A 17,623-nucleotide genomic window follows, 5' to 3' on the forward strand; every position below is an offset into this window, starting at 1 on the left:
ACACCTAGTCAAGTACATAAACAAAAAATCCTTACTTGAAATAGTCAAGTAAGGATAATTATCGTTAAATTTATATGTCAACCTATTCTAGGACGCTACATTGAAAAGAATTTTATGTTAATCTTTGCTAGGAAACATTTTTCCAATGATCATTTCTAGCACCGCTACTACAATTGCAAAGAGCGCCGCTGTCCAGAAACCGGAAACATCAAATTTAGATCCGAGTAATGAATCTGTTAATAATATCATAAGTACGGTAATGATAAAAGAAACTAGTCCCAGTGTTAACCAATTTAATGGAAAAGTGAACAATCTTAAAATTGAACCAACAGTGGCATTAACAAATCCAATAACAAGACCTGTTATGATAGCCCAAAGAAAGCTGGCAACATGTACTCCTGGAGATATGTAGGCTGCTAACGCAATCACTACACCTGTAATAAGTAGGCTAATAATGAATTTCATGATATTTATAATTTTAAGTTAATCTTACAAAATTATCATCAAATGCGGTGCCAAATTGTACTCCCAAACGATCGTTTGCTATTCGTCTCTCCCAAATTAAACTTTTGGTACTTTAATGTGTTTAATATAATTAATTGCATATATGTTATGCTTGCATAATATAAATTTTGTAAATTCACATAAACAATTATAACAGAGACAATATGAAAAAGATGATCATGACACTGATGCTGGTATTTACGTCAGTATTAATTTTTGCACAATCTGACCCTATTATTGGAAAATGGCAGAATCCCAGTGGAGAGGGTAGAATAGAAATCTACAAAAAGGGTGAAAAGTATTTTGGTAAACTATATTGGTTGAAAGAGCCAAATGATGCACAGGGAAATATTAAAAAGGACATTAAAAATCCAGATAAAAGTTTACAAAGCAGACAGGTTCAGGGCTTAGAGATTTTGACCAACTTTTCAAAAGATGGTAATGTCTATCAAGACGGTAAAATATATGATCCAAAAACAGGAAAAACCTATAGCTGTAAAATGACCTTACAGGGAACAGATAAGTTAGATATCAGGGGCTATGTGGGCGTCAGTTTATTCGGACGTACTGAATCATGGAAAAGGGTGAACTAAAGCTGTGGTTAAAAATAAAAAGCGCTACTTATTTGTAAAGGCGCTTTTTATTTTAGGGTCTTTAATTATTAAAAACATTGTAAAATTAATTTAATAGCAGTAATTTCAGCAATCTAAATATTAACGATAGAATTGCTATGGCTGTTAAAATGTCCTATTCAGAGAATATAAAACTTGCTCTCCAATCCATTGTAGGCAATAAGTTGCGCACATTTCTGACAGCACTGATTATCGCAATAGGCATTACGGCACTTATAGGTGTTTTAACATCTATAGATGCGATTAAATCGTCTTTAACAGACTCCTTTTCTTCAATGGGGTCCAATTCATTTAATATTCGAAATCGCGGTCTGAATGTCCGTATTGGAAATAGCGGTGAGCAGTCGAAGGTATATTCCTCCATTACATACCGAGAAGCGGTCAGCTTTAAGGAACAATTTAAGTTTGACGCCGTCACCTCGCTCAATGTGAATGTTTCATGGGCAGCAACAGCAAAATATAAATCAGAAAAAACAAATCCTAATATTGGTGTCATCGGATCAGATGAATCCTATTTAAAAACATCCGGATATAACTTGTCTATTGGTCGTAATTTTACGAATCAGGAAGTTTATAAAGGAAGTCCTGTTGTCATTATCGGTGATGAAATATATCAAAAATTATTTAAAGGCACGATCAATCCTATAGGTGAATTTATGACAATCGGTGGGGTGCGTTATCAAGTAATCGGAGTATTAAAAAATAAGGGATCAAGCGCTGGTATGGGCGCTGATAAAGCCTGTTTGATACCTTTGGTAAAAGCAAGAACAGTAATGGGGGGTGTTGAGCCATCTTATACCATTACGATATCGGTTAATGATCCAGTCCGCTTAGAAGCCGCAGTAGGAGAGGCTACTATTGTGTTCCGTAATATACGTGGGTTGACAGCTAAACAAACATCGGATTTTGAAATCACGAAATCTGATGCGGTTGCACAGATCTTACTTCAAAATATGGTTATCATTACAATGGGAGCAATCGTGATTGCATTAATCACATTAATAGGAGCTTCCATCGGTTTAATGAATATTATGCTGGTTTCTGTAACAGAACGGACACGTGAGATTGGAATTCGTAAGGCAATTGGAGCAACCCCTTCGGTGATACGTAAACAGTTCTTAATAGAAGCAGTTGTTATCTGTTTAATTGGTGGGGCCGCAGGAATTATATTGGGCATCGTCATCGGCAACCTGCTAGCATTACAATTGGGTGCATCATTTATTGTTCCTTGGAATTGGATCATATTAGGTTTTACAGTATGTGTTCTGGTGGGTATGCTCTCAGGCTATTATCCTGCATCAAAAGCTTCAAAATTAGATCCTGTAGAAGCATTGCGTTATGAATAGTAAAATTGTGCAAACGGTTTCACATACTTTTGAGGCATTAATAACATAAACTTCATTTATAAGTGGAGTAAATGCTCTTATAAAATCTTATTATTGTAGAAAATTTTGAATTATTATGTATAAAACTCTTCAACCTGCATTGCAGAAAGAATTAGCAGCTATCAAAGAAGCTGGTTTGTATAAAGAAGAACGCGTAATTACTACGCCTCAAGGTGCTGATATTAAAGTAAGCACTGGTGAAGAAGTCATCAATTTTTGTGCAAATAACTATTTAGGATTATCATCACATCCTAAAGTAACTGAAGCAGCAAAAAAAGCAATTGATTCACATGGATATGGAATGTCATCAGTACGTTTTATTTGTGGAACACAGGATATTCACAAAGAGTTGGAAGCAAAAATTTCTAAATTTTTAGGAACAGAAGATACTATTTTATATGCGGCTGCATTTGATGCCAATGGCGGCGTATTCGAACCTTTATTAGGTGCAGAAGATGCGATCATTTCCGACGAATTAAATCATGCATCTATTATCGATGGTGTCCGTTTGTGTAAAGCACAACGTTTCCGTTATAAAAACGCGGATATGGCAGATTTGGAAGTTCAGTTACAAGCAGCTTCTGGCGCGCGTCACCGTATTATCGTTACGGACGGAGCATTCTCTATGGACGGTTCGGTAGCTCCATTAGATCAGATCTGTGATCTAGCAGATAAATATGAAGCATTAGTGATGATCGATGAGTCACACTGTACAGGTTTTATTGGTAAAACTGGACGTGGTACACATGAATTATATAATGTAATTGATCGCGTTGATATCATTACTGGAACATTAGGTAAAGCATTAGGTGGTGCATCTGGCGGTTTTACTTCTGGTCGTAAAGAAATTATTGATATGTTACGTCAGCGTTCTCGTCCATACTTGTTCTCCAATACTTTAGCACCAGCTATCGCAGGAGCTTCTGTGGCAGTTTTAGACATGCTAAGTGAGACAACAGACTTACGTGACAAATTAGAAGCAAATACAGCTTATTTCCGTGAAAAAATGACAGCTGCAGGTTTTGATATTAAGCCGGGATTTCACCCTATTGTACCTGTTATGCTGTATGATGCAAAATTAGCACAAGAATTTGCAACCAGAATGTTGGCAGAAGGAATCTATGTAATTGGTTTCTATTACCCTGTTGTTCCACAAGGAAAAGCACGTATCCGTGTTCAGATTTCGGCAGGTCATGAGATCAGTCATTTGGATAAAGCAATAGCAGCATTCATAAAAGTTGGAAAAGATTTAGCTGTAATCAAATAAAATACACATAGTTATATGAATTTATGATGCAAAATACTTATCTTTGCACCCTGAATTTAAAACAAATTTACTTGCTGGATGCAAAATATTAGAAATATAGCGATTATCGCTCACGTCGATCACGGTAAAACTACGTTGGTAGACAAAATCTTACACTTCACAAATCTTTTTAGAGATAATGATGGTACAGGTGATTTAATTCTAGATAATAACGATCTAGAGCGTGAACGCGGTATTACAATCGTTGCTAAAAACGTTTCTGTTCAATACAAAGGTGTGAAAATCAACGTTATTGACACTCCTGGTCACGCCGATTTCGGTGGTGAGGTTGAGCGTGTCTTGAAAATGGCTGATGGTGTTGTGTTGTTAGTAGATGCTTTTGAAGGTCCTATGCCTCAAACTCGTTTCGTGACACAAAAAGCTTTAGCTTTAGGCTTGAAACCTTTGGTAGTTGTTAATAAAGTAGACAAAGAAAACTGTCGTCCTGAAGAAGTATATGAAAATGTATTTGATTTATTCTTTAGCTTAGATGCTACTGAAGAGCAATTGGCGTTTCCAGTATTATATGGTTCTTCTAAAAATGGTTGGATGTCAACAGATTGGAAAGAGCCTAAAGAAGATGTATCTGAATTGTTAGATGCAATCATCTCTCACTTCCCACCATCTCCTTTTAATGAAGGTACTTTGCAAATGCAAATCACATCTTTAGATTACTCTACTTTCGTAGGTCGTATCGCTATTGGTCGTGTTGCACGTGGAACAATCAAAGAAAACCAACCTATTTCATTGATGAAACGCGATGGTAAAATCGTTAAATCTCGTGTAAAAGAGTTACATACGTTTGAAGGTTTAGGTCGTCGTCGTGTTACAGAAGTTGCTTGTGGTGATATCTGTGCTGTAGTTGGTATCGAAGGTTTTGATATCGGTGATACTATTGCTGATTTCGAAAACCCAGAGCAATTAGAGGTTATTCATATTGATGAGCCTACAATGAACATGTTGTTCACGATTAATAACTCTCCTTTCTTTGGTAAAGAAGGTAAATTAGTTACTTCTCGTCACATCCATGATCGTTTACAAAAAGAATTAGAGAAAAACTTAGCATTACGTGTAGTTCCTACTGAATCTCCTGATGCATGGTTAGTATATGGTCGTGGTATTCTCCATTTATCTGTATTGATCGAAACAATGCGTCGCGAAGGTTACGAATTGCAAGTAGGTCAGCCACAAGTTATCTTGAAAGAAATTGACGGTAAGAAATGTGAGCCAGTCGAAGTATTGGTCGTAGATGTTCCTGCTGAAGTTTCTGGTAAAGTAATCGAATTGGTAACACAACGTAAAGGTGAGTTATTGATTATGGAGACTAAAGGTGAAATGCAACACTTAGAGTTCGAAATCCCTTCTCGTGGTATCATCGGTTTACGTAACAACGTATTGACTGCTACTGCTGGTGAAGCTGTTATGGCTCACCGTTTGAAAGGTTACGAGCCTTGGAAAGGTACAATCCCTGGACGTCAACATGGTGTATTGATCTCTTTAGATAAAGGTACTACAACAGCTTATTCTATCGATAAATTACAAGATCGTGGTAAATTCTTCGTTGATCCAGGAGTAGATATCTACGAAGGACAAATCTTAGGAGAGCATATCCGTGATAATGATTTAACAATCAATATCGTTAAAGCGAAACAATTAACGAATATGCGTGCTTCTGGTACTGATGATAATACGCGTATTGCACCAGCGATCAAATTCTCTTTAGAGGAATCAATGGAGTATATCCAAGGTGACGAATATATTGAGGTTACTCCGCAGTCTATCCGTTTACGTAAGATCTACTTAACAGAAGGTGAACGTAAAGTGAACAAAAAATTCTAAGCTTATCTTAGAATCAAAATAATTGAAAAGCCTTCGAGAAATCGGAGGCTTTTTTTTGTAATATCTTTTTTTCATACAGTCGTTGTAAATTCTCCTTTACTAATTTGACGTTGTCTTTTAGGAATTCTAGGGTGATTTACGTGAGCTATAATCTATCTTCTTTGTAATAAAATGAATGCAAAGTAGCTAATGTCAATATAAATTTCGATTTTTAATCAGCCTTATTAAAAATCCCTACATATTATATTTTTATGAAAAGAACTAATCTCACGTATATTTTATCAAAAAGAGTCTTAGGTTACGCCTTATTTTTTACCTTTTTTGCTCTAGATCATGGATTTGCACAAAATCGATCGCAGCAAGGATCGCAGGTATTAGAGCCTATTGTGCAAAAAATCGTAGCAGAAGCCAATCATAATTCTCAGCTAGAATCGCTTGCGTTTGAACTGTTAGATGTAGTTGGCCCCCGCTTAGTGGGGACTCCAGGCATGACTCGTGCAAATGAATGGGCACTTGCCAAATTTGAAAGTTGGGGCATTACAGCTCAGAATCAAAAGTTTGGCGAATGGAGAGGATGGGAGCGCGGTATTTCACATATCGATATGATCACACCCCGTGTCAAATCATTGGCCGGAACACAGCTTGCATGGAGTCCGAGTACAAAAGGGAAAAGTATACAAGCGGAAGTTATTAGCCTACCAGATGTAAAGGATTCCTTGTCATTTCATAAGTGGCTTCCTTCTGTTAAAGGTAAATTTGTGATGATTTCAATGCCGCAGCCAACCGGTCGTCCGGATCATAACTGGGAAGAGTATGGGACCAAGGAGTCCATTGAACGGATGAAAGTTTCTCGGGACTCTCTTGCAGTTTTATGGAACAACCGTATCAAAGCTTCTGGAGTATCTGCAAATTCTATCCCAGCCATGTTGGAAGATGCAGGTGCCGTAGGGATATTGACCAGCAATTGGTCAAAAGAATTTGGAGCGAATAAAATATTTGGAGCACGGTCATATAAGGCGCCATCGCTCGATATCTCCTTAGAAGATTATGGTATGTTATACCGTTTAACCGAAAAGGGAATCAGTACAAAGATCAGTGTCGAGACTGCTTCAAAGGATCTAGGAAACGTATCTTCCTTTAATACTATTGCTGAAATTAAAGGAAGTCAATTTCCGAACGAATACGTTATTCTTTCAGCTCACCTTGATTCCTGGGAGGGAGGTTCGGGAGCAACAGACAATGGAACCGGAACTATCGCTATGATGGAAGTCGCACGTATTTTGAAAAAGATATTGCCAAATCCTAAGCGAACTATACTAATCGGTTTGTGGGGAAGTGAAGAACAGGGGCTAAACGGCTCGCGTTCATTTGTCTTGGACAATCCAGAGATAATAGAAAATACACAAGCTGTTTTCAACTTAGATAATGGCACAGGCCGTGTTGAGCGAATTAATGGCTCAGGCTTTGTACATGCTTATGACTTTATATCCCGCTGGATGTCTGCTGTGCCTGCACATGTTACAAAAGATATCCAAACTGAATTCCCGGGATCACCAGGAGGTGGGGGATCAGACCACTCATCTTTCGTTGCTGCTGGAGTACCAGCTTTTATGTTAAGTTCATTGTCTTGGGGTTACTTTTCAAATACATGGCATACCAATTTGGATACTTATGATAAGTTAGTGTTTGATGATCTCAAGTATAATGTAATTCTTACTGCTGTGATGGCTTATAAAGCCTCTGAGGAAGCTAAGTTGGTTAATCGGGAGCAGCGGATACTCCCAGCGGGAAGTGACGGTAAGCCGGGTGTTTGGCCCCCTATTAGACAGCCAAGGAGAACAGGAGTTGGATATTAGGTAACGCAAGATATTGTGACCCTGCTAGGAAAAACTTTAAAACTTCAAGATTTAAAGTTTTTTTCTCTCCTTATAGGTATATGATAATACGATCTTCTTTTGAAATATAAGCTATCTATTACCTATAGTTCTTTATGGAACTCAAGTTTTTATATTCCTTTGATATACAGATTTATATTTATTCATTAGATTTGAATTTGTTTAGGATATAGTGTATAGATTATATACCTTTAGAATCAACCACAACCTAAATTTATAAATGAAAAAGAATAATTATTTTGATGCTATCGTAATTGGTTCTGGAATTTCCGGAGGATGGGCAGCAAAGGAATTCTGTGAAAAGGGATTAAAAACATTAGTATTGGAACGGGGGAGAGACGTCAAACATATTAAAGATTACCCTACCGCTTATTTGGATCCTTGGCAATTAGAGCATACCCATCAATTGTCTTTAAAAGAAAGAGAAGAAAATCCGATCGCGTCAAAATGTTATGCTTATAAAGAAGATGCGAAGCATTTTTTCACTTCAGATGATGAACAGCCATACATTCAAGAGAAGCCTTTTGATTGGATAAGAGGTTATCAGGTAGGTGGTAAATCGTTAACTTGGGCCAAGCAAACACAAAGATGGTCGGCATATGATTTTGAAGGTCCAGCGAGGGATGGTTTTGCTGTCGATTGGCCAATTCGTTATGCCGATATATCACCTTGGTATAGTTATGTCGAGAAATTTGTCGGTATTTCAGGTAATTTAGATGGAATTGATGCGATGCCAGATGGAGAGTTTTTGCCAGCATGGGAGATGAATCAGGTGGAATTAGAGATTCAACGAAACATCCAAAGTAAATATTCTGACCGTTACGTCATTGCAGGAAGATGTGCACACCTCACTAAACCAAAACAGATACATATCGATCAAGGTCGAACACAATGTCAAGCTCGAAATCTGTGTCAGCGAGGTTGTCCTTTTGGAGGATATTTTAGTTCCAATGCATCAACCTTACCTTGGGCTCAGAAGACAGGTAATCTTACTCTAAGACCCCATTCTGTTGTTGATTCAATAATTTATGATGATCAGCTAGGGAAAGCGGTGGGAGTTCGCATCATCGATTCCGAAACCAATAAAAGTCTAGAATTTTATGCTAAAGTAATCTTTGTAAATGCTTCTACTATAGCAACAAACCAAATTTTATTGAATTCTACTTCGGATAGATTCCCTCAAGGAATTGGTAATGATAGTGGTATTTTGGGTAAATATATTGCTTTCCACAACTATTTAGGATCACTTAGTGCTACTTTTGAAGGTTTTGAAGATAGCTATTATTATGGAAGAAGACCAACACAACCGATCATACCTAATTTTAGAAATGTAGTAAGACAGGAAATGGACTTTTTACGAGGATATGCTTCATTTTTCGGGGCGCATCGAGGTCGATCCCCAGCAGTTGAATTAGAAGATCAAGTTGGAGGAGTTTACAAAGATGAGTTATGCACTTTGGGGGGATGGAAAGTTGGGATGATGATGCAGGGCGAGACTATTCCACAGGAAAAAAATCATATCCGATTAAGTCTTGATAAAAAAGATAAATACGGCATCCCACAGGTCATTACGGCAATAGCATATGCTGAAAATGATTTTAAATCGCGGAATGATTTCTTTCAGCAAGGAGCAGAAATGTTAGAGGCTGGCGGAGCAAAAAATATTTTGACTCATGACAGTGGCCAGAACCCAGGGCTGGATATCCATGAAATGGGAGGAGCGAGGATGGGTTTGGATCCTAAAACCTCCATTTTAAATAAATGGAACCAAATGCATCAATGCCCTAATGTATTTGTGACCGACGGAGCCTCTATGGTGTCGACAGGCACCCAAAATCCATCATTGACTTACATGGCATTAACTGCAAGAGCAGTAAATTATGCGGTTGCACAAATGAAAAAAGGAAGCATTAAATAGATTCTTTATTAAGAATTTGTAAAATATTGGGCTTTTCTTAGTTCATGTTATTAATAAGGATTTTTAAATCCTTATTTTTGTTTTTATCTGTATGTCAGATTGAAACAAATTAGATTGGAATTTATAAATGGCGAAGACACAGGATAATAGTCCGAAAAATTATATTCAAATAAAAGGGGCAAGAGTCAATAATTTAAAGAATATTGATGTCGATATCCCTAAGAACAAACTGGTAGTTATTACAGGTATGTCAGGCTCGGGCAAATCTTCCTTAGCATTTGACACGCTCTATGCCGAGGGGCAACGTCGTTATGTCGAAAGTCTCTCGTCCTATGCCCGTCAGTTTATGGGAAGGATGAATAAACCTGAAGTTGATTACATTAAGGGTATAGCACCTGCAATAGCGATCGAACAGCGCGTTATTACAAGCAACCCACGCTCTACTGTTGGTACATCGACTGAGATTTATGATTATCTGAAACTATTATATGCACGTATAGGCAAAACCTACTCTCCCGTATCTGGACAACTTGTTACGAAAGATACAGTCTCCAGTATTGTAGATTTTGCAACAGCTTTAGAGGAGGGAACATCTATTACCATTTATGCTCCACTAATTCCTACGAACGACCGTAAGTTAAAAGAGGAACTTTCACTTTTATTACAGAAAGGTTTTGTCCGTATTAAGTATAAAGGTGAGCTACAGAAAATAGAAACGATCATCGATGACAAGAAAGTCGATAATAAAGCGATTAAAGAAGGTGAAATAGAAATCGTTACGGACCGTCTTCGTATCGACTCGGATGACGATACCTTAAATCGTCTTTCGGATTCTATTCAAACAGCTTTATTTGAAGGAAAAGGTAATTGCTCCATAGCCGTAGGAGAGGAATTACATCATTTCTCAGATCGTTTTGAGCTTGATGGAATCTTGTTTGAAGAACCAACAGCTAATTTCTTCAGTTTTAATAATCCATATGGAGCATGTCGCCGTTGTGAAGGATATGGGAAAGTGATTGGTATCGATCCAGATCTTGTTATTCCTGATAAAAGCCGATCTGTATATGATGGTGCTATCGCACCATGGCGAGGAGAGAAAATGGGCGAATGGTTACAGGCACTGATCAAAGTTTCATTAAAGTTTGACTTTCCTATCCATCGTTCCTATTCTGATCTAACAGCGGCACAAAAGAAATTGCTGTGGACGGGTAATAAGTATTTTTCAGGTTTAAATCAATTTTTTCAAGAGCTTGAAGAACAGACCTACAAAATCCAATATCGGGTCATGTTATCCCGCTATCGTGGTAAGACAGATTGTCCAGAATGTCACGGTTCCCGTCTTCGTCAGGATGCAACCTACGTTAAAGTTGGCGATAGGTCCATTACCGATATCGTGCTGATGCCTTTAGATAAAGCATTGGAGTTTTTCCAAGGGTTAGAACTAAAAGGAAATGATCTTTTAATTGCGAAGCGGTTATTATCTGAAATTGAAAGCCGGTTACAGTTTTTATGTGATGTAGGATTGAGCTATTTAACTTTAAATCGCTTATCCAACTCTCTTTCTGGAGGTGAATCGCAACGTATCAATTTAGCGACTTCTTTAGGAAGTTCGTTGGTTGGGTCAATTTATGTCTTGGACGAACCGAGTATTGGTTTACATCCTCGCGATACACAAAGACTTATAGGAGTTTTAAAATCGCTAAGGGATATTGGCAATACGGTTATTGTGGTCGAGCATGAACAGGAAATGATGGAGGCTGCCGATTATCTGATCGATATTGGCCCGGAAGCAGGAATAAATGGTGGTGAATTGGTATTTGCAGGTCACTACGATGATATCATTAAAGATAAAAAAAGTTTAACAGGTCGTTATTTAAGCGGACAAGATCAGATCGTCATTCCGGCTCAACGCCGTACATGGAACAATTCCATTACCGTTAAAGGAGCGCATGAAAATAACCTGCAGGGTATCGATGTGACTTTTCCACTCAATAATTTTACTGTTGTAACCGGTGTTTCCGGTTCTGGGAAAACATCGCTTGTAAAACGGATTTTATATCCGGCTCTGCAAAAAGCGATCGGGAATTATTCCGGTGAGCAGACAGGAGTTTACGATGGAATTGAAGGAGATATTGATCGCGTTGAACAAATTGAAATGGTTGATCAGAATCCGATCGGTCGTTCTTCACGATCCAATCCGGTTACCTATGTAAAAGCTTGGGATGAAGTTAGAGCTTTATATTCAAATTTACCGGCTGCTAAAGCTGCAGGACTAAAACCCGCTGCCTTTTCATTTAATGTGGAGGGTGGTCGCTGTGACGTATGCCAAGGCGAGGGAGAGGTCAAGATTGAGATGCAATTTATGGCCGATATTGTGCTGCCTTGTGAAGCGTGTGAAGGCAAACGTTTTAAACAGCATGTACTTGATGTCCAGTATAAAAGTAAGTCGGTTTCAGATGTTTTGGAATTGAGTGTTGATGAGGCTATTGTTTTCTTTGCTGATCAACCTAAAATCTTATCTAAACTTCAACCTTTACAAGATGTTGGACTAGGTTATGTGAAATTGGGACAATCATCGAGTACACTATCTGGTGGAGAAGCACAGCGAATCAAACTGGCTTCATTCTTAATTAAAGGAAATAACAGTAAGAAAACACTTTTTATATTTGATGAACCAACAACAGGTCTCCATTTTCATGATATTAAGAAGCTCTTGAAATCGTTTGAGGCACTGATCAATTTAGGGAATAGTATTTTGGTTATCGAACATAATATGGATATGATCAAATCGGCAGATTGGGTGATAGATATCGGTCCTGAAGGGGGAGATAAAGGAGGGAAATTAGTTTTTGCAGGACTTCCTGAAGATTTGGTCAAATGTAAAGATTCTTATACAGGGCAATATTTACAGACGCATTTAACGAATTAATTTTACATTTATAGCCTAAACAAAATAAAAGACATGATTAAAAAAATGTTAATAATGATGTGCGTAGGGTTGAGTAGTTTGATAACCTTTGCACAGTCGCCAGAACGTCCGAAATTAGTCGTGGGTCTTATGGTTGACCAGATGCGCTGGGATTACCTGTACCGATTCGCTGAACGCTATGGCGAAGGTGGTTTCAAAAGATTGTTGAATGAGGGATTTTCATGCGAAAATACGCTGATCAACTACATTCCAACGTATACTGCTATCGGCCATAGCTCTGTTTACACAGGATCAGTACCTGCTATACATGGTATTTCAGGTAATGATTGGATTATGGAGCAAACTGGTAAACCAATGTATTGTACTCAGGATGACAATGTCGTTGGGGTAGGTACAACAGAGGCTGAAGGAAAGCAGTCTCCACGCAATTTACTTGCTTCTACCATTACAGATCAATTGAAATTGGCGACCAATTTTCAATCAAAGGTTATCGGCATTGCTATTAAAGACCGTGGCGGGATTCTACCTGCAGGTCATTTTGCTGATGCAGCCTACTGGTTTGAATCTAAGTCAGGTAATTGGATTACGAGCAATTTCTACATGGATAAATTACCAAACTGGGTAACAGATTTTAATAAGAAAAAACTTGCTGAAAAATATTTAAAACAAGATTGGAAACCTTCTTATCCGTTATCGACCTATACATCAAGTATTGCTGATGATAATATTTATGAAGGAAAATTTGCGGGAGAGGCAAGTCCAACTTTACCAAGGGCAACTTCCAAATTGATGGCTAGTGAAGGGTATGAGTTGATTAAGACGACGCCTATGGGAAACACATTGACATTAGATTTAGCTAAAGCAGCTATAGAAAATGAAAAACTTGGAAATAACCCAACGAAAAGTACGGACTTTCTTTGTGTAAGCTTATCTGCTACTGACTATGTGGGGCATCGTTATTCCCTTTCTTCTGTAGAAATTGAAGATATCTATTTAAAGCTGGATCATGAACTTGCAGATCTTTTCAACTATTTAGATAAATCAGTTGGTAAAGGTAATTACACATTCTTTTTAACAGCAGATCATGCCGCATCTTATAATTCACGTTATTTCATGGACATGAAAGGGAACGGAGGATATTTTCCTGGTAGACAGATCTTAACAGCATTAAATGATAATTTGAAAGCTAAGTTTGGTCAAGAAAAAATAGTTAAAAGCTTAATGAACTACCAGGTTCATTTGGATAATGAAAAGATTGAAACTTTAAAACTAGATGAAGAAGCCATTAAAACAGATATCATCAAGTATTTGAAAAAACAGGATGGTGTTGCTTTCGTATTCGATATGTCCAAAGGTGATGTTCTTCAAGCTCCATTAGCGATTCGCGAAAAAGCTATTAATGGATATCATATGAAGCGCAGTGGTGTTATTCAGATTGTTGTTGAACCACAATGGTATGAGGGATCTCCTCGTTCTACGGGTACTACACATGGTACATGGTCGAGCTTTGACTCGCATATACCATTAGTATTTATGGGATGGGGTATCAAACATGGCGTTTCTAATAAAGCTGTAAACGTTACTGACATTGCTCCAACTTTAGCCGCGTTGTTGCATGTTATGGAGCCAAATGGTAGTATCGGTACTCCTATAGTAGAGGTTTTAGGACAGTAATATCGCTTTTAAATGCTATATTACAGGTAAAATTTGTTAGATTTCTGCTATATAAATTTACTGATTGAAGAGAAGAGGGAGGTAAAATTGTTTTATAAGCAATGCAATAAGATTGTAAATAAAACAATTTTATCTAAGTTTGTAGATAAAATTGAATAAATAATATGCTTTCTAAAAAGACAAAATATGCCATTAAAGCCTTAATGGTTTTAGGTAGGAACTACGGTAAAGATCCCATGCAGATTGTAAAAATTGCAGAGGAAGAAAACATTCCGAAGAAATTTTTAGAACAGATATTGTTGGAAATGCGTAATGCCGGGATTTTGTATAGTAAGAAAGGTGCAGGAGGTGGTTACAGTCTAAATAAAGCACCAGAAGATGTTTATTTGTCCCAGGTGATGCGATTGATCGACGGACCTATTGCCTTATTACCTTGTGTCAGTCTTAATTTCTATCGCTCATGTGATGAATGTACCACAGAGCATGCCTGTGGTATACGCGATACTTTTGTTGAGGTTCGTAATGCAATGTTACAAATACTAAACGATACGAGTGTTGCGAGTCTAATAAATAAGGAAAAACAATTAAACCTAGACACTACAGAAAATAGCTAGATAAATTAAACTTTTTACTGAAAAGGCCGAATTATTTGATTAATTCGGCCTTTTTTATTTTTAACGAAAATTTAACAAAAAGCATACGACGTTATCGTATTAAAACTATATCTTTAGTTTTTAATATCATTATAAACCGAACCTAATGGCCAAATTCTATTGGAGCATATTATTATTATGCTCATTTATGCTGACCAATGCAACACATGCACAAACAAAAGTATCGGGAGAGATTGTAGATTCGAAGGATGGGGGGAAACTTGGTAAAGCGGCTGTTGTATTATTAAATGCGAAAGATTCCGTTCTTGTCAAGTTCGTGAGAACAAATGAAAATGGATCCTTTTCCTTTCCTAAAATTGATACAGGAACTTATCGGTTCATTGTATCCTTTCCTCAATATGTGGATGTTGTCAAGGATGTTACTGTAGGTCAAGAGCCCATTGCTTTTGGAACTATTAAATTATCAAAAGCCGCATTGCTTTTGGAAGAGGCACAAGTGACAGGTAGAATCCCTGTTGTCATTAAAGGGGATACCATTGAATATGATGCAGGAAGCTTTAAAGTCGAAAAAGATGCTAAAGTGGAAGATCTTTTAAAAGTGTTGCCCGGTATGACCATGGATGCAAACGGAAAGATTACGGCTAATGGAAAAGAAGTGAAGAAAGTATTATTGGACGGAGAAGAGTTCTTTGGTGATGATCCGACGCTCATCACGAAAAATATTCGGTCGGATATGGTCAGTAAGGTACAGGTGTATGAAAAGAAATCAGACCTGGCAGACCGTACAGGTGTTGATGACGGCGAACGCACGCAGACTATTGATATCAAGTTAAAGGCCGATAGTAAGAAAGGAATGTTTGGGCAAGCTACCGTGGGTGGCGGTACTGATAACTACTATGGGGGCAAAGTGATGGTCAATAAATTTAAAGGGAGCCAGAAAATAGCTGTATACGGTATTGCAGCCAATGATGGTATGGTGGGTCTAGGCTTTGAGGATGGACAGAAGTATGGCACAGGGGGTGGTAATGTGGAAGTAATGGATGGAGGAGGGATTATGATTTCGGGTGGAGATGGTGCGGAAGGTGGGTTTGATGGCAGATATTATGGAGGGGGAGTACCCAAAGCACTCAACTTTGGGGCAAGTTACTCGGATAAAACGGCAAATGACAAACATAAGATCAATGTCAATTATAAACGTAATCAGCTGAATGTAGATAATACAAGAACTTATTTTGAACAAAATAACGTTCCTGACCAAGTTCGTATTGACAATTCAAGAACGGCTTTGGAAACTGAGAATAGGACAAATGCGGCAAACCTGAGGTATGATTACAAATTGGACTCACTGACCGATATGACTGTAAAGATGGGGCTCAATAAATCACAAGGGGATAATTTTTCAGAGACATTTGCTGACCAAAAAACTTTGGAAGGACAGGGAATCACAGAAACATATTCTAAAAACAATTCGAGAACAGATCAAGAAAAGTATAATTTAGACGTTCTACTCACCAGACGTTTTAAGAAAGTAAGAAGATCATTGACTTTGGCAGTTAATACGAATACTGATCAGAATAATGGGAAAACAAATTATTTTTCAAGCGTATATCTTTTTAAAGATGCTCGTACGGATACCATCGATCAGTTTAAAAGAAATAAAAATAAGAATACGAATATTGGAGCTTCGATGACTTTTACCGAACCTCTTTCGAAAAGATTGACGGCGGCTTTAGGTTATTCATTCCTAAATAATAAATCGGAGACACTGAATCAATCTTTCAATAGAGATTCGGTTACGGGTGAGTATACCGTTTTAGATCAGAAAGTACTTAATGATTTTGATTTTACAAGTATAAAAAATGGTCTGAATACATCTTTGAATTATAAAGACAGTAAGTTAACGGTTAATCTAAGCAATCAACTGGATTTTGAAGACGTGAAACGCAAGTATAATAATTTAGGAACTGTGCTTCAGCGTGATCAAACGTCAATTCGTCCAAGTTTATCGACTAATTATCAGATTACGAAAAGTAAAAGTATTAATTTCAGGTACTCGGGAAGGACATTGCAACCTTCATTGACGCAAATAGAACCTTTAAAACAAAACTCGCAGCAGCTGGTGACCTACCTCGATAATTTTGATTTAAAAGCTGGTTTCTCGAATAATTACAGTTTAAACTTTAATTCTTATAAGCAACTGAAGGATCAAAGTATCTATGCCTATGTAAGCGCAACACAGGGAAATAATACGATTTCGAGTAGAGTGAGGTATTATGATAACGGTACACAGGATGTTCAATCTGTTAATATTGACAAGGCGAATTGGAGCTTATATGGAGGGTCAGGATACCGCTTTGTCATTCAGAAAAAATGGGGGCTTAATATGAATTTAGGAGCTAATGCCGAATATAGTAGTCAGTATAGCTACATGTCTTTAGAGAGGGAAGAACCGCGCTTAAACCAAAATGAAAGTTGGAGCTTTTCCCCGAGTATTGGATTAAGTCGCTACAAAGCTAATAAGTTAGATTTTTATATCAGTATTAGTCCGGGGGTTGAAAATTTAAGTTCATCTTTACAGCCAGAATTAAGCAGAACAACTTTTAAAATGAATTCTTATGGCAATGTAACTTATTACCTCCCGAAAGATTTTAAAGTAGGACTTAACGTTAATCAAAGCTATCAGAGCTCGACTCAAACCCTGCAGTCTATTAATATCGTTAATATGAATGGTTATATTTCAAAGAAATTCTTTAAAGATAAATCGTTAGAGATGCAGCTTTATGTAAACGACATCTTAAATAAGAATAATGGTATTAATCGATACCAAAATGGTACATCTTTTATTCAGTCGAGTAATGATGTATTGCGCCGTTATGGTATGTTGAAGGTGATTTATAATTTTACAACAATGAAAGGAGGAAAATAAG

11 protein-coding genes are annotated in these 17,623 nt (G+C 37.4%); 10 read left to right on the plus strand and 1 reads right to left on the minus strand.

Going from position 1 to position 17,623, the window contains the following annotated elements:
• Positions 1-117: 117 nt before the first annotated feature.
• Complete coding sequence (locus tag EDF66_RS14140; RefSeq protein ID WP_021190846.1) at positions 118-465, minus strand: phage holin family protein; 348 nt, start codon at positions 463-465, stop codon at positions 118-120.
• Positions 466-668: 203 nt separating this feature from the next.
• On the opposite strand from EDF66_RS14140, the gene EDF66_RS14145 reads away from it, so the two are divergent.
• The 10 genes from EDF66_RS14145 to EDF66_RS14190 all read left to right on the plus strand — a co-directional run bounded on the left by EDF66_RS14145 (position 669) and on the right by EDF66_RS14190 (position 17,622).
• On the plus strand, positions 669-1,097 hold the full coding sequence (locus EDF66_RS14145; protein WP_132843423.1) for a DUF2147 domain-containing protein: 429 nt from the start codon (positions 669-671) through the stop codon (positions 1,095-1,097).
• Between the two features lie 137 nt (positions 1,098-1,234).
• Positions 1,235-2,482: an ABC transporter permease gene (locus EDF66_RS14150; protein ID WP_132843425.1), complete on the plus strand. Its 1,248-nt coding sequence runs from the start codon at positions 1,235-1,237 to the stop codon at positions 2,480-2,482.
• A 115-nt stretch (positions 2,483-2,597) separates the two neighbouring features.
• Complete coding sequence (kbl, locus tag EDF66_RS14155) at positions 2,598-3,788, plus strand: glycine C-acetyltransferase (protein ID WP_132843427.1); 1,191 nt, start codon at positions 2,598-2,600, stop codon at positions 3,786-3,788.
• A 78-nt stretch (positions 3,789-3,866) separates the two neighbouring features.
• The gene (typA, locus tag EDF66_RS14160; RefSeq protein ID WP_132843429.1) at positions 3,867-5,666 is read left to right on the plus strand and encodes a translational GTPase TypA; all 1,800 of its coding nucleotides are present in this window, start codon (positions 3,867-3,869) and stop codon (positions 5,664-5,666) included.
• 251 nt (positions 5,667-5,917) lie between these two features.
• Positions 5,918-7,522: a M20/M25/M40 family metallo-hydrolase gene (locus EDF66_RS14165; RefSeq protein ID WP_132843430.1), complete on the plus strand. Its 1,605-nt coding sequence runs from the start codon at positions 5,918-5,920 to the stop codon at positions 7,520-7,522.
• Between the two features lie 259 nt (positions 7,523-7,781).
• Complete coding sequence (locus EDF66_RS14170) at positions 7,782-9,479, plus strand: GMC oxidoreductase (protein WP_132843432.1); 1,698 nt, start codon at positions 7,782-7,784, stop codon at positions 9,477-9,479.
• 127 nt (positions 9,480-9,606) lie between these two features.
• A complete protein-coding gene (uvrA, locus tag EDF66_RS14175; RefSeq protein ID WP_132843434.1) occupies positions 9,607-12,408 on the plus strand; it encodes an excinuclease ABC subunit UvrA in 2,802 nt (933 codons plus the stop codon).
• 54 nt (positions 12,409-12,462) lie between these two features.
• Positions 12,463-14,082: an alkaline phosphatase PafA gene (pafA, locus tag EDF66_RS14180; RefSeq protein ID WP_409049540.1), complete on the plus strand. Its 1,620-nt coding sequence runs from the start codon at positions 12,463-12,465 to the stop codon at positions 14,080-14,082.
• Between the two features lie 164 nt (positions 14,083-14,246).
• Complete coding sequence (locus EDF66_RS14185) at positions 14,247-14,696, plus strand: RrF2 family transcriptional regulator (protein WP_132843438.1); 450 nt, start codon at positions 14,247-14,249, stop codon at positions 14,694-14,696.
• Positions 14,697-14,841: 145 nt separating this feature from the next.
• Positions 14,842-17,622, plus strand: a complete 2,781-nt coding sequence (locus EDF66_RS14190; protein WP_132843439.1) for an outer membrane beta-barrel protein — start codon at positions 14,842-14,844, stop codon at positions 17,620-17,622.
• Position 17,623 lies beyond the last annotated feature (1 nt).

The organism is Sphingobacterium sp. JUb20, from assembly GCF_004342035.1.
Taxonomy (GTDB): domain Bacteria; phylum Bacteroidota; class Bacteroidia; order Sphingobacteriales; family Sphingobacteriaceae; genus Sphingobacterium; species Sphingobacterium anhuiense.

Bases quoted from the DNA above. Each gene is read 5' to 3' on its own strand.
- EDF66_RS14140 (WP_021190846.1), bottom strand. From the start codon at position 465: ATGAAATTCATTATTAGCCTACTTATTACAGGTGTAGTGATTGCGTTA.
- EDF66_RS14145 (WP_132843423.1), top strand. From the start codon at position 669: ATGAAAAAGATGATCATGACACTGATGCTGGTATTTACGTCAGTATTA.
- EDF66_RS14150 (WP_132843425.1), top strand. From the start codon at position 1,235: ATGGCTGTTAAAATGTCCTATTCAGAGAATATAAAACTTGCTCTCCAA.
- kbl (WP_132843427.1), top strand. From the start codon at position 2,598: ATGTATAAAACTCTTCAACCTGCATTGCAGAAAGAATTAGCAGCTATC.
- typA (WP_132843429.1), top strand. From the start codon at position 3,867: ATGCAAAATATTAGAAATATAGCGATTATCGCTCACGTCGATCACGGT.
- EDF66_RS14165 (WP_132843430.1), top strand. From the start codon at position 5,918: ATGAAAAGAACTAATCTCACGTATATTTTATCAAAAAGAGTCTTAGGT.
- EDF66_RS14170 (WP_132843432.1), top strand. From the start codon at position 7,782: ATGAAAAAGAATAATTATTTTGATGCTATCGTAATTGGTTCTGGAATT.
- uvrA (WP_132843434.1), top strand. From the start codon at position 9,607: ATGGCGAAGACACAGGATAATAGTCCGAAAAATTATATTCAAATAAAA.
- pafA (WP_409049540.1), top strand. From the start codon at position 12,463: ATGATGTGCGTAGGGTTGAGTAGTTTGATAACCTTTGCACAGTCGCCA.
- EDF66_RS14185 (WP_132843438.1), top strand. From the start codon at position 14,247: ATGCTTTCTAAAAAGACAAAATATGCCATTAAAGCCTTAATGGTTTTA.
- EDF66_RS14190 (WP_132843439.1), top strand. From the start codon at position 14,842: ATGGCCAAATTCTATTGGAGCATATTATTATTATGCTCATTTATGCTG.